Origin of the sequence: Pseudarthrobacter sp. fls2-241-R2A-127 (assembly GCF_030209355.1) — a bacterium.
Taxonomy (GTDB): Bacteria; Actinomycetota; Actinomycetes; order Actinomycetales; family Micrococcaceae; genus Arthrobacter.
Map to the genome: position 1 here is coordinate 15,999 of NZ_JARVSF010000012.1, position 13,076 is coordinate 29,074.

General features: G+C 65.9%; 10 protein-coding genes. 3 read left to right on the forward strand and 7 right to left on the reverse strand.

The features are described 5' to 3' along the window. Positions 1-84: 84 nt before the first annotated feature. From fdhA to QRN53_RS09320, 6 genes are all read right to left on the reverse strand, one after another. Complete coding sequence (gene fdhA, locus QRN53_RS09295) at positions 85-1,299, reverse strand: formaldehyde dehydrogenase, glutathione-independent (RefSeq protein WP_285243729.1); 1,215 nt, start codon at positions 1,297-1,299, stop codon at positions 85-87. 135 nt (positions 1,300-1,434) lie between these two features. Then, entirely contained in the window at positions 1,435-2,823 is a 1,389-nt protein-coding gene (locus tag QRN53_RS09300) for a ferredoxin reductase (RefSeq protein WP_285243730.1), read from the reverse strand. After that, a complete protein-coding gene (locus QRN53_RS09305) occupies positions 2,820-4,124 on the reverse strand; it encodes an aromatic ring-hydroxylating oxygenase subunit alpha (RefSeq protein ID WP_285243731.1) in 1,305 nt (434 codons plus the stop codon). The genes QRN53_RS09300 and QRN53_RS09305 overlap by 4 nt, the downstream gene beginning before the upstream one ends. A gap of 353 nt (positions 4,125-4,477) precedes the next feature. Next, positions 4,478-6,832 carry an FdhF/YdeP family oxidoreductase gene (locus QRN53_RS09310; RefSeq protein ID WP_285243732.1) on the reverse strand — a complete coding sequence of 785 codons (2,355 nt, stop codon included), beginning with the start codon at positions 6,830-6,832 and terminating at the stop codon, positions 4,478-4,480. Between the two features lie 94 nt (positions 6,833-6,926). Further along, the gene (locus QRN53_RS09315; RefSeq protein WP_285243733.1) at positions 6,927-7,547 is read right to left on the reverse strand and encodes an MBL fold metallo-hydrolase; all 621 of its coding nucleotides are present in this window, start codon (positions 7,545-7,547) and stop codon (positions 6,927-6,929) included. Then, complete coding sequence (locus QRN53_RS09320) at positions 7,544-8,650, reverse strand: S-(hydroxymethyl)mycothiol dehydrogenase (RefSeq protein ID WP_285243734.1); 1,107 nt, start codon at positions 8,648-8,650, stop codon at positions 7,544-7,546. The genes QRN53_RS09315 and QRN53_RS09320 overlap by 4 nt, the downstream gene beginning before the upstream one ends. A gap of 316 nt (positions 8,651-8,966) precedes the next feature. On the opposite strand from QRN53_RS09320, the gene QRN53_RS09325 reads away from it, so the two are divergent. Genes QRN53_RS09325 through purM form a run of 3 tightly spaced genes read left to right on the forward strand, consistent with a single transcriptional unit; the run spans position 8,967 to position 12,151 of the window. Beyond that, entirely contained in the window at positions 8,967-9,281 is a 315-nt protein-coding gene (locus tag QRN53_RS09325) for a hypothetical protein (protein ID WP_285243735.1), read from the forward strand. A 57-nt stretch (positions 9,282-9,338) separates the two neighbouring features. Continuing rightward, positions 9,339-11,009, forward strand: a complete 1,671-nt coding sequence (purF, locus tag QRN53_RS09330) for an amidophosphoribosyltransferase (protein WP_285243736.1) — start codon at positions 9,339-9,341, stop codon at positions 11,007-11,009. After that, on the forward strand, positions 11,006-12,151 hold the full coding sequence (purM, locus tag QRN53_RS09335) for a phosphoribosylformylglycinamidine cyclo-ligase (protein ID WP_285243737.1): 1,146 nt from the start codon (positions 11,006-11,008) through the stop codon (positions 12,149-12,151). Before purF ends, purM begins: the two co-directional genes overlap by 4 nt. Here purM and QRN53_RS09340 read toward each other — a convergent pair. Then, the gene (locus QRN53_RS09340; RefSeq protein WP_285243738.1) at positions 12,142-12,972 is read right to left on the reverse strand and encodes a VOC family protein; all 831 of its coding nucleotides are present in this window, start codon (positions 12,970-12,972) and stop codon (positions 12,142-12,144) included. The two genes, purM and QRN53_RS09340, sit on opposite strands and share 10 nt — an antisense overlap. Positions 12,973-13,076: the final 104 nt, after the last annotated feature.

Genomic DNA, 13,076 nt, shown 5'->3' on the forward strand with positions numbered 1-13,076 from the left:
GGCCCGGGCATGGCAATGGCGGCACCCTGCTGAGCGGGGTGCCGCCATTGGACGTTGCCGCTTGTCAACAGCGGCAACCTGGCATCAGTTGCTGAGGTAGCCGTTCGGGTCCAGGACATACTTCGTGGCAGCTCCGGCATCGAACTCCGCGTACCCGCGAGGGGCATCGTCGAGCGAAATGGCCGTAGCGTTGACCGCCTTGGCGATCTGGATCCTGTCGTGCAGGATCGCCATCATCAGCTGGCGGTTGTACTTCATCACCGGGCACTGGCCCGTGGTGAAGGACAGGGACTTGGCCCAGCCGGTACCCAGGGACAGGGACAGGCTTCCCTTTCGGGCGGCCTCGTCCGCGGCTCCCGGGTCGCCGGTGACGTAGAGGCCCGGGATGCCGACGGAGCCACCGGCAGCGGTGAGGTCCATCAGGGAGTTAAGCACCGTGGCCGGCGCTTCCTGGGCGCCGTGGCCGTGTCCGCGGGCCTCGAAACCGACCGCGTCGATGCCGGAGTCGACTTCCCGGACGCCGAGGATCTGCTCGATCTGGTCGGCGGGGTCACCGTTGGCCACATTGACGGTTTCACAGCCAAAGGACCTGGCCCGGGCCAGACGGTCCTCGTTGAGGTCGCCCACGATCACCACAGCGGCTCCCAGCAGCTGGGCGCTGGCGGCCGCGGCAAGGCCCACCGGGCCGGCTCCGGCGACGTACACGGTGGATCCGACGCCAACGCCGGCCGTGACGGCACCGTGGAAGCCGGTGGGCAGGATGTCCGAGAGCATGGTCAGGTCCATGATCTTCTCCAGCGCTTGGTCCCGGTCCGGGAACCGCAGCAGGTTCCAGTCGGCATACGGAACCAGGACGTATTCAGCCTGCCCGCCGACCCAGCCGCCCATGTCCACATAGCCGTAGGCAGACCCGGGGCGGTCCGGGTTCACGTTCAGGCAGATCCCGGTCTTGCCCTCTTTGCAGTTCCGGCACCGCCCGCAGGAGATGTTGAAGGGGACCGAGACGATGTCCCCCACCTTGATGAACTCGACGTCGGGCCCGGTCTCGATGACTTCGCCGGTGATCTCGTGCCCGAGGACGAGGCCGGCGGGAGCGGTGGTCCGGCCGCGGACCATGTGCTGGTCCGACCCGCAGATGTTGGTGCTCACGGTGCGCAGGATGACGCCGTGCGGTACCTTCCGCCCAATATTGGCGGGATTGACGCCGGGGCCGGCTTTCAGTTCAAACGAGGGATACGGGGTGTCGATGACCTCGACGACTCCGGGCTCCTTGTACGCAACAGCTTTGTTACCTGACATGGGCATGCTCCTATCGTTGGCGTTCCATTGCCACGGAAGGCCTGACGCCGGCTGCATCAGACCTTCCGTGTGGTCTTACTTTTCACTTGCGGTGAATCTTGGGGTGCGCACGGCTCCCGCCGCGTCGGGGCACGGCTAGGCGTCGATCACCATGTCGGTGCGCGCAGTGGAGCAGCAGGGAAGGAACTTACCGGCATCGATTTCCCGCTTGCGGATTCCGCCCTGGTGGTTCATGTCGATCTCCCCGGACAGCTTGACCACCTTGCAGGAGCCGCACATGCCCTCCTTGCAGTTGGCGCCGATCCGGACACCCGCACGCTGTGCCACCCCGAGGATGTGCTCCTCCGGGTCGATCCGCACATTGATTCCGGTGCGCATGAAGGACAGCGTGAGGCTGCCGGTTCCGACCGTGTCGAAGCTTGAGGCGTCGGGGGTCGCGGCTTCGGCCGCTGGTCCGGCGGCTTCCGCCGAGGCCGCTTCCAGTGCCATTCCCGTGGCCTGCAGGGTTCCATCGTCGTCATAGCCGGGTTCGTACATCCCGAACGCTGCCGGCTGGCCTTCGAAGTAGTCCTCGGCGGACTCCGCGATTTCCTCGGCGATCTCCTCGGCGATATCCGCGGCAAGGGCGAGTTCGGCCTGGTATTCCAGGAGGGTCTGCCGGTCGCCGGAGAAGAACTCCATGTAGATGGAGGTGTCGTCGACGCCGACGTTTTTGAGCAACTCCGTGGCGGTGTTCAGGTACCCCTCGGGTCCACAGGCGTACACCTGCCGGCCGTTGGCGTCCGGTGCCACTTCATCGATCATGGCGGCGGTCAGCCGTCCGCTGAAGCCTTCCCAGTCATCGGGCCGGCCGCGGTCGCCCAGGGCGTAGAAGACCTTGACCCGGGAGTTCACGGAAGCGATGTAGGCCAGCTCCCTGTGGAAAGCGAAACCGCCGGCTTCCGCACCGTGGTACAGCACCACCACATCGGCCGTTCCCGGCAAGGAATGGATGGTCCGCACCATCGACATGATGGGCGTGATGCCGGCCCCGGCTGCCAGGAACAGGTACCGGGCGCGCCGGTCCGCATCTGGCAGGTGGAACGCCCCCACAGGGCCCAGCATGTCCAGGACCGTGCCGGGCCTGACATTCTGGTGCACCCAGGGTGAAACCAGTCCGCCGGCGTCGCGCTTGACGGTGACGCTGAAGGTCCACGGTTCGGTGGGCGAACTGGACAGCGAGTAGCTGCGGTCCACCGGATCCTGGTCCTCGCCGTTCACCGGGAAGGCGATGTTGACGTACTGGCCCGGACGGAACGCCAGCGGGGCGCCGTCGGAGCGGCGGAACACGAACGTCATCATGCCGCCCGCTTCGGGAACCGTCTCGACGCATTCGGCCATGAACTCCTGCGGATGCCACGGGCCCAGCGCCTTGGCAGCGCTGGCCGGTCCTTCGATGCTGCCCATCACCCGGTTCCACGGCATCTCAAGGCCGCGGATGCGCTGTGGTTCCTGGACGGCCGTCTCAGAGAGGACCTCAATCATGCCAAGTGCTCCTGCACACGCTGGACGTACCAGTTGATAAAGGCCTCCACCTGGTACTCGCTCTTCATGTAGGGGCCGGGTTCGTAGGCGGGGCTGGCGGCACCCTGCTGGCACAGCTCCACGAACGCCTTGTCCTGGATGTTGGTCTGCTTCCAGGTGTAGGTGAGCTTGTCGAGGTCGTAGTCAACGCCTTCCACGGCGTCGTCGGCCACCAGCCAGGTGGTGCGGACCAGGGACTGGTGCTCGTTGATGGGGAAGACGCCGAAGGTGATGACGTGGTCGCCCAGGAAGTGGAACCAGCTGTTGGGCTGCAGGTGCATGGAGCAGCGGCCCAGGCGGAAGTCGCGCAGGTCCCCGAGCAGCTTCTTGGAGAGCCGGCGGCCGTCGGTCGAGAACGATTCGCCTTCGCCGTCAAGGGATTCGCGGGAGATGCGGATACCGGCAATACGGGTATCGAGTTCCTCAACCACCTCGTAGGGCAGACCGTAGCGGCGGCAACGCTCCTCGAGGGAGGACTGGGCCTGCTTGTTGCGGTCCCAGACCTCTTCGAGGTGGGTCGGGATCAGTCCCTCGGTCAGGCCCCACGTGGGGAAGAGCGAGCAGGCCAGCTCCGGGTGTCCGTCGCAGTGGTAGCACTCACGGTTGTTTTCCATGACGAGCTTCCAGTTGCCCTCTTCGATGATGTTCTGCTGGTAGGCAATCTTCGTCTTGGAGAGGTCGTGGGGCGCGAGGTAGGGCTCGAAGATCTTGGCGGTCTCGTCGAAGTCTGCGGGCGGAACGTCTGCGATGCAGACGAAGATGAGCCCCGCAACTTCGCGGCTGTGGGCGCGCTTGAGGGCAAAGCAGTTCTTGTCGAACTTGGCTTCGCCGGGGGCGGAGGCGTGGATCAGGTTGCCTTCGGGCGAATAGGTCCAGGAGTGGTAGCCGCAGACCAGGTTTCCGGTGGAACCGGCAGCCTCGGTCAGGACGCGCGCACCGCGGTGGCGGCAGACGTTGTGCAGGACGTTGACCTCACCTTCGTCGGTGCGCAGCACGATCAGGGAGTAGGGGCCGTAGTCCACCGTGATGTAGTCGCCCGGCTCCGGAAGCTCGGCAACGCTGCCGGCAAAGATCCAGTGCTGGCCGAAGATGGCCTCCATGTCGAGCTTGAAGATCGTGGGATCGGTGTAGAACGGGGCGTCGAGGGAGTAGCCTGTGCGCCGCAGGGCGAACAGCTCCGTAATTTCAGCCAGCTGCTCGGCAGGCATTGCTGAGGCGAGCTTTCCGCGTGCGCTGAGGGGCGCGTTCACTGAAGTAGTCATGTGTTTCCTCCCGATTAGGGCTGGGTCGTGAGCGATATGCGGTGATTACGGAGCAGGTGGGGCAACAGGGGTGTCCAAGACATCCTGTTCGTGAATGTGGGGAGGTCCATCGGGAACAGAAGCGATGACTCCAGAAGAAATCTGGAAGCACCTAACGCAACACCGATCACCATATGCAACAGTGTGACTCTTGCCACGCCGAGTGTCAATCAATTTCGGATATGACGAAAAAGCGTCGGACCAGAGGCGCCCTGTCCCGCAAGAACCGCCGTCCGCCAGAACCGAAACGGCGGCACACCGGGTTGCCGGTGTGCCGCCGTCACGGGCCTTGTGCTGTGGATGCAACAGCGCGGTTAAGCCGGCGTCCCTGCCAACTCCGCTGCAGACGCCTGGGCCTCCGCAACCTCTCCCCGGTGCGGCTCAAAGCGGACGAACATGGCCTTGAAGCCTGGGGTATTGGACACACGGGCCACATTCTCCTTGTGGACCAGTGCGTTGGCCTCCGGGAAGTACGCGGCGGCGCAGCCCTTCGCGGTGGGGTAAGCCACCAGGCGGAACTTGTCCGCCCTGCGGTCCACACCCTGGAAGGTACTGATGACGTCCACCAGTTCCCGGTCCTGGAAGCCTGATTCGGCGAGGTCGTCGGGGTGGATCAGGATGACGCGCCGGCCGCCGGAAATGCCGCGGTAGCGGTCGTCCAAACCGTAGAACGTGGTGTTGTACTGGTCGTGGCTGCGGATGGTCTGCAGCACCAGGTGCCCCGGCGGCGGGGTGAGGTATTCCAGCGGGCTCACGGTGAACCTGCCCCTGCCGATGTCGGTGGCGAAGGAACGGGTGTCCCGCGGCGGATTGGGCAGCACAAAGCCGTTCTTGGTCCGGACCCGGGCGTTGAAGTCCTCAAAACCCGGCAGCACGCGGGCGATATGGTCGCGGATCACGTCGTAATCCTCGGCCATTCCTCTCCAGTCCACGCAGTGGTCCGGGCCAAAGGTGGCCTCGGCCATCCTTGCCACGATCACGGGCTCTGCCAGCAGGTGTTCGGACACCGGGGTGAGCCGGCCTTGGGTGGAGTGGACCACGGACATGGAGTCTTCCACGGACAGGAACTGCGCGCCCTTGGGGTGCTTGTCGTCCTTGTCGGTGCGGCCCAGGGTGGGCAGGATCAGCGAGGTGCGGCCATGCACCACGTGGGAGCGGTTGGGTTTGGTGCTGATGTGCACGGTCAGCCCGATCCGCTGCATCCCGGCTTCCAGGGCTTCTGTGTCCGAGCAGGCCAAGGAGAAGTTGCCACCCATGGACACGAACACGTCCACTTCGTCCCGTTCGAACGCCTCCATCGATTCCACGGCATCAAAGCCGTGGTGCCGCGGGGACGTGATGCCAAATTCGGCGTCGATGGCGGAGAGTAGCTTTTCGCTGGGCTTTTCCCAGATACCCATGGTCCGGTCGCCCTGGACATTGGAGTGTCCGCGGACCGGGCACGCGCCGGCCCCGGGCTTGCCGAAGTTGCCCTGCAGCAGCAGGACGTTGACCATCTCCTTAATGGTGTCCACCGAGTGCGGTTGCTGCGTAACGCCCAGCGCCCAGCAGAAGATGGAGGCCTTGGACGCCACCAGCATCGCCGCAACCTTCTCGATTTGGGCGCGGGTCAGGCCGGTGGCCTTTTCGGTCTCGTCCCAGTCGAGGGTGCGGCGGGCGTCGCGGTAGGCATCGAAGCCGTCCGTCTGCGCGGCGATGAAGGAATGGTCGACGACGGTACCCGGGTTTTGTTCCTCGGCCTCCAGGAGCAGGTGGCCGAGCGCCTGGAACAGCGCGAGGTCGCCGCCCACCTTGATCTGAAGGTATTCGTCGGCGAGCGGGGTGCCGCCGCCCACCACGCCCGAAACGGTCTGGGGGTCCTTGAAGTTGAACAGGCCGGCCTCGGGCAGCGGGTTAACGGCCACCACCTTGCCGCCCTTGTCCTTGCATTCCTTCAGCGCGGAGAGCATGCGGGGGTGGTTGGTGCCGGGATTCTGGCCTACAACGAAAATAAGCTCGGCGTCATGGATGTCGTCCAGGGAGACGGTGCCCTTGCCAATGCCGATGGTCGGGTTCAGCGCCGATCCGGAGGACTCGTGGCACATGTTGGAGCAGTCCGGCAGGTTGTTGGTGCCCAGTGACCGCGCGAACAACTGGTACAGGAACGCCGTCTCGTTCGCGGTTCGCCCTGAGGTATAGAAGACGCTGCGGTCCGGCGTGGTCGCCCTGAGGTGCTCACCGATCAACTCGAAGGCCTCAGCCCAGGAGATCGGCGAGTAATGCGTCTCCCCCTCGCGGATCACCACCGGTTCACTCAGCCGGCCCTGGTTGCCCAGCCAGTACTCGGTCTTCTCCGAGAGTTCGGCGATGGAGTGTTTGGCCCAGAATTCCGCCCCGACGGTCCGCAGGGTGTTTTCCTCGGCCACGGCCTTGGCACCGTTCTCGCAGAACTCGGCCGCCTTGCGCTTCTTGTCCGATTCCGGCCAGGCGCAGCCCGGGCAGTCAAAGCCGCCCCGCTGGTTCAGCCGCAGCAGCGACTGCGCCGTCCGGGCCACACCCGCCTGCGCCACCGCACGCTCCAGCGCAACCATGACGGCCTTGACCCCGGCCGCCTCCGTCTTCGGCTTGTGGACCGAAAGATCGTCCTCATTGATGTCCGCAACGGGGGCGGGCTGCTTACCGAACTTCATCGTTCCAACGTCCTTCAAGGCTCGTGCTGATGGAGCGCCGGCGGAGGCACGCCGGGACCTCCCGGCGCGCCTCCTCCGGCGCTTGGCTTCTGTGCTACTGCGGGACCTTCGCCAGCGTTTCCTGCTCCGCGGCGATGGTGGTGTTGTCCCCGTGGCCGGTGCGGACCACGGTATCCGCCGGCAGCGTCAGCAGCCGTTCGCGGATGGATTTAAGGATGGTGGGGTAGTCGCTGTAGGACCTGCCGGTGGCGCCCGGTCCACCATTGAACAGGGTGTCCCCGGTGAACACGGTCCCCTCGCTTTCAAGGTGGAAGCAGGTGGACCCCGGTGAGTGGCCGGGTGTGTGGATCGCCTTCAGCGCCGTCCCGCCAACCTCGAACACGTCCCCGTCGGAGTGGTAGCGGTCCGGTGCTGCGTCCGGGTACACCTGCTCCCACAGCACCAGGTCCTCCTTGTTCAGGTAGATCGGTGCGCCCAGGGCGTCGGCGACTTCGCGTGCGGCACCGATGTGGTCGTTGTGCGCGTGCGTGAGCAGGATGGCTTTGACCTTCCGGCTGCGGACCTGGTTGATGATCGCCGCGGCGTCATGCGGGGCGTCGATGATGATGCATTCCTCGTCATTGCCCACGATCCAGACGTTGTTGTCCACATCCCAGGTGCCGCCGTCGAGCGAAAACGTGCCGGAGGTGACCAGGTTCTCGATGGTGACGCTCATGCGGACGCCCCCGCCGGCTGGACCTCGACGACGGAACGCAGCACCTTGCCCTCGTGCATCCGTTCAAAGGCCGCCTCCACCTGGTCGATCGAGATGCGCTCGGAGACGAACGCGTCCAGGTCCAGGTTTCCCTGCTTGTAGTGCGAGACGAGCATGGGGAAGTCGCGGGACGGCAGGCAGTCGCCGTACCAGGAGGACTTCAGCGACCCGCCGCGGCCAAAGACATCCAGCAGCGGCAGTTCCAGCGTCATCTCCGGCGTAGGGACGCCCACCAGGACCACGCGGCCGGCAAGGTCGCGGGCGTAGAACGCCTGCTTGTACGTTTCAGGGCGGCCGACGGCGTCAATCACCACGTCGGCCCCGTTGCCTCCGGTCAGGGCCCGGATGGCTTCCACCGCGTCCTCCTGCTTGGAGTTCACGCCGTGGGTTGCGCCGAGGGACTTGGCCATCGCGATCTTGTTGTCGTCGATGTCCACGGCGACGATCGTCGTCGCCCCCGCGAGCTTCGCGCCCGCGATCGCGGCAATGCCCACGCCGCCGCAGCCGATCACCGCCACGGACTCCCCGCGCTTGACCTCGCCGGTGTTGATCGCTGCGCCGATGCCGGCCATGATGCCGCAGCCCAGCAGGCCAACCGCGGCAGCGTCAGCCTCCGGGTCCACCTTGGTGCACTGGCCGGCGGCCACCAGGGTCTTTTCCGCGAAGGCACCGATGCCCAGGGCGGCCGACAGCTCGGTCCCGTCTTCGAGGGTCATCTTCTGGGTGGCGTTGTGCGTGTTGAAGCAGTACTGCGGCTGGCCCTTGGCGCAGGCTCGGCACTCCCCGCACACCGCGCGCCAGTTCAGGATCACCCGGTCACCCGGTGCCACCTGGGTCACATCGGGGCCAACGGCACTGACAACACCTGTGGCCTCGTGGCCCAGCAGGTAAGGGAAGTCATCGCCGATGCCGCCCTGCTTGTAGTGCAGGTCGGTGTGGCAGACACCGCAGGTCAGGATGTCCACCAGCGCCTCTCCTGGTCCGGGATCCGGGACCAGGATGGTCTCCAGCGACACAGGGGCGTTCTTTTCGCGGACAACGACAGCTTGTACTTTGTGGACCATGGTTCTTGCGTTCCTTTCCTGGATCCGGCCGGATCCGTGAGGCGGCACCAAGTGCCAATCTAGCTGACATGCCATGCCCGGGAGACCACGTCGACTCAGATCCCGGGAGGCCATCTGGTTGCATAATAAACAACAAGGTTCACATAGCGCTTATAGCAAAATATGACAGTGGTCACATCCCCTGTCAATAGATATATCAGTCAGCGGGTAGTTGGCGACCAGTGCGTCGTCCCACGTTTCACCGCACCCGGGAGTACCCCGGCTCCCCCGCACCCCCGTTACGCCAAGCAAAACAGCGGGCAGTAGGCTGGATGGCATGTCTTTTGAAGAAACCCCTGCCGAGCGGCGCGACGTTACCGTCCGCCGGGCCCCCAAGTACGTTCCCTTCCTGGTGGTCGGAGCGCTGCTGGGAGTTGCCGCAGCCGCGGTGGTTGCCTACGGGGTCCCGGGAGACACCACGTTCGACCCCGGGGGCGTGTTCGGATTCTTCCTGGTGATGTTCGCGGCCGCAGGCGCCATCCTGGGCGCCGGACTGGCACTCGTGCTGGACCGCCGGAGCGTCAAGCGCCAGCAGCGGGCAGTGGTGGAGGCCGTCCCGGATTCCGAACCTGACACCGACCCCCAGGGCTAGCAGGTCACAAACGGGCAGCCGGAAAAGTCCTACCCCATCTCGTGCGATAATCGATCAGTGGCACGCGGCGATGGAAAACTTTCCCATGATCTTCTCCCCGGCGAAAAAGGCCCGCAGGACGCTTGCGGCGTCTTCGGCGTCTGGGCACCAGGTGAAGAAGTAGCAAAACTAACTTATTACGGGCTGTATGCACTGCAGCACCGCGGTCAGGAGTCGGCTGGCATAGCCACCAGCGACGGCAAGCGGATCAACGTCTACAAGGATATGGGACTCGTCTCCCAGGTCTTCGACGAGACCACCCTGAACACCCTGACCGGGCACCTGGCCGTAGGCCACTGCCGTTACTCCACCACGGGCGCCAGCCACTGGGCCAACGCGCAGCCCACCCTCGGTGCCACCTCCACAGGCACGGTTGCCCTGGCACACAACGGCAACCTGACCAACACCGCCGAGCTCAACGCCATGATCAATGAGCGCAACGGCGGCCAGCTCACCGGCGAAATGAAGCAGGGCAACACCTCCGACACCGCGCTGGTCACCGCACTGCTTGAAGGCGAGCCGGGCAAGACCCTCGAAGAAACCGCCACGGAACTCCTGCCCAAGATCAAGGGCGGCTTCTGCTTCGTCTTCATGGACGAGGGCACCCTCTACGCCGCACGCGACACCTTTGGCATCCGACCGCTGGTCCTCGGCCGGCTGGAGCGCGGCTGGGTGGTGGCTTCCGAGCAGTCCGCCCTGGCCACCGTAGGCGCAAGCTTCATCCGCGAAATCGAGCCCGGCGAGTTCATCGCCATCGACGAGGACGGGGTGCGGTCCAAGCGGTTCGCGGAGCCGACGCCGGCCGGTTGCGTTTTCGAATACGTGTACCTCGCCCGCCCTGACGCCGCCATCGCCGGCCGCTCCGTCTACGAGTCCCGCGTGGAGATGGGCCGCCAGCTGGCCCGGGAAAACACGCAGCAGGCGGACATCGTCATTCCCGTGCCGGAATCCGGCACCCCCGCCGCCGTCGGCTACGCCGAAGAGTCCGGCATCCCCTTCGCGCACGGGTTCGTCAAGAACTCCTATGTGGGCCGGACGTTCATCCAGCCCTCGCAGACGCTGCGCCAGCTCGGCATCCGGCTCAAGCTCAATGCCCTTGAATCCGTGATCCGCGGCAAGCGCGTGGTGGTGGTGGATGACTCGATCGTCCGCGGCAACACCCAGCGCGCCATTGTGCGGATGCTTCGGGAAGCCGGCGCCGCCGCTGTCCACGTCAAGATCTCCTCCCCGCCGGTGCAGTGGCCCTGCTTCTACGGCATCGACTTCGCGTCCCGCGCGGAACTCATCGCCAACGGCGCCACCATCGAGGAAATCTCCCAGGCCATCGGCGCGGACTCACTGGCCTACATCTCCGAGGACGGCATGATCGGGGCAACCCGGCAGCCCCGCGAAAAGCTCTGCACCGCCTGCTTCACCGGCAAGTACCCCATCAAACTTCCGGACGCGGACAAGCTGGGCAAGAACCTGCTCGAGCGCACAGACCTCGGTGGCCTCAAGCCGTCCCCGTCCGCACTTCCCGGCGAAACGGCTGCCCTGGCCGTTGACGCAGCGGAGGACCCGGCGGAGAAGGCCGGTGCCACCGGCTGCGATCCCGGACCGGATGCCGAATTCGAAAACCTGCTGACCGAAGCCGACCTCGTGCCCGACGTACACGCCGCCACCAGCGCCGACAAGAAGGACTCCGTATGACTTCCGCCAACACCGCCGCAGAGAACTCCGGCATCACCTACGCCTCCGCCGGCGTGGACGTTGAAGCCGGGGACCGCGCCGTCGAGCTCATGAAGGATGCCGTCAAGGCAACCCACAACTCCTCGGTGATCGGCGGGGTGGGCGGCTTCGCCGGCCTCTACGACGTCTCCAGGCTCCTGACCTACAAAAAGCCGCTGCTGGCCACGTCCACGGACGGTGTGGGCACCAAGGTGGCCATCGCCCAGGCAATGGACATCCACGACACCATCGGCTTCGACCTGGTGGGCATGGTGGTTGACGACATCGTGGTGGTAGGCGCCGAGCCGCTGTACATGACCGACTACATCGCCTGCGGCAAAGTGGTCCCCGAACGCATCGCGGACATCGTCCGCGGCATTGCCGCAGCCTGCTCCGTGGCCGGCACCGCACTGGTGGGCGGTGAGACCGCAGAGCACCCCGGCCTGCTGGGCGAGCACGAATACGACGTCGCCGGCGCAGCCACCGGCGTGGTGGAAGCCGACGCCCTCCTTGGCCCGGACCGTGTCCGCGCCGGAGACGTGGTGATCGGCATGGCGTCCTCAGGCCTGCACTCCAACGGCTACTCGCTGGTCCGCCGCGTGATCAACCACGCCGGCTGGGCGCTGGACCGCCAGGTATCGGAGCTGGGACGCACGCTGGGCGAAGAACTCCTGGAGCCCACCCGCGTCTACGCAGCCGACTGCCTGGACCTGGCCCGCACCTTCCCCGTCAGCGCCGGCGCCGCCGTCCACGGCTTCAGCCACGTCACCGGCGGCGGCCTGGCCGCCAACCTGGCCCGGGTCCTGCCGCAGGGCCTGGTGGCCACGGTGGACCGCGCCACCTGGGAACTGCCGGCGATCTTCAAGCTGGTGTCTGAACTGGGCAACGTCCCGCTGCCCGATCTCGAGCGGACCCTCAACCTCGGCGTCGGCATGGTGGCCATCGTGTCCCCCGACGCTGCCGACGCCGCGGTGGCTCGCCTGAACGACCGGGGCCTGCCGTCCTGGGTCATGGGCGCGGTCACCGAAGACTCGGATTCCATTTCCAAGGTTGGCCCCGACTACGTCCAGGGCGCCAAGGGCGTGGACGGCGGCGCGGTCCGCATGGTCAACGCCTACGCGTAAAGCCACCAACATTTGGGGTCCCGCACCGCACGGTGGGGACCCCATTGTTGTTGATTGACCTGGATCAGGCTGAGGATGCCGCCCTGCGGGTCCCTGATGGTGGTCAGGGACCCGTCGGCAGGATGCTCATCCGGCTCCACGACGATCCCTCCCCCGGCCTGGGCGGCGGCGGCCGCAGCGCCGCGCACGTCCGCCGCGCCAAAGTAGACCTGCCAGGCTGCTTCCCCGCCTTCTTCGGCAGGAACGACGCCGGCCACCTCGCCGCCGTCGATGAGCAGCGTGGTGTAACTGCCGCCGTCGTCCTGGGGATATTCGGTGACCTCGTGTCCGAAAAGCTGCTGGAAGAAGCCGACGGCGGCCTGCGGCTCCGGCGTCGAGAGTTCGGCCCATGCCAGCGCACCCGGCTCGTTGAACAGATGGCTTCCGTAATGGGTGCCGGCCTGCCAGACCCCCGTGATTCCGCCCCCGGGCGGGGCGAGGAAAGCCAATACACCGGCATCGCCCAACTGCTCCGGCCCAAACTGGACAGTTCCGCCGGCATAAGCGGCATCGTCAAGGAGGGCTGGGGCGTCTGCGGCCGCAAAGTATATGTTCCACCGGGCCGGCGTGCCGGATGGCTGCAGGGGGCCCTGCGGCGCGATGGTGGCCACCAGCCGTCCGTTCATGAAGGCCTGAGCGTAGCTGCGGCCGTCCGGGGTGGGAAAGTCCTGGTAGGTCCAGCCGAAAACCCGGGCATAGAAGTCCTTGGCGGCGGCAACATCGGGAGTCTGCAGATCCGCCCAGCAGGGCTCGCCGTGGGCATAGTTGGTCCGAACAGTCATCCGGTCAGGTTACCAACGCCGGAAAGCCCGCTGCCACCGGGTGTCCGGGTGGGCAGCGGGCTTCCTCATGTCAGCGGTCACCCGAAAGCGGGTACTAAAAAGGA

Bases quoted from the DNA above. Each gene is read 5' to 3' on its own strand.
- fdhA (WP_285243729.1), bottom strand. From the start codon at position 1,299: ATGTCAGGTAACAAAGCTGTTGCGTACAAGGAGCCCGGAGTCGTCGAG.
- QRN53_RS09300 (WP_285243730.1), bottom strand. From the start codon at position 2,823: ATGATTGAGGTCCTCTCTGAGACGGCCGTCCAGGAACCACAGCGCATC.
- QRN53_RS09305 (WP_285243731.1), bottom strand. From the start codon at position 4,124: ATGACTACTTCAGTGAACGCGCCCCTCAGCGCACGCGGAAAGCTCGCC.
- QRN53_RS09310 (WP_285243732.1), bottom strand. From the start codon at position 6,832: ATGAAGTTCGGTAAGCAGCCCGCCCCCGTTGCGGACATCAATGAGGAC.
- QRN53_RS09315 (WP_285243733.1), bottom strand. From the start codon at position 7,547: ATGAGCGTCACCATCGAGAACCTGGTCACCTCCGGCACGTTTTCGCTC.
- QRN53_RS09320 (WP_285243734.1), bottom strand. From the start codon at position 8,650: ATGGTCCACAAAGTACAAGCTGTCGTTGTCCGCGAAAAGAACGCCCCT.
- QRN53_RS09325 (WP_285243735.1), top strand. From the start codon at position 8,967: ATGTCTTTTGAAGAAACCCCTGCCGAGCGGCGCGACGTTACCGTCCGC.
- purM (WP_285243737.1), top strand. From the start codon at position 11,006: ATGACTTCCGCCAACACCGCCGCAGAGAACTCCGGCATCACCTACGCC.
- QRN53_RS09340 (WP_285243738.1), bottom strand. From the start codon at position 12,972: ATGACTGTTCGGACCAACTATGCCCACGGCGAGCCCTGCTGGGCGGAT.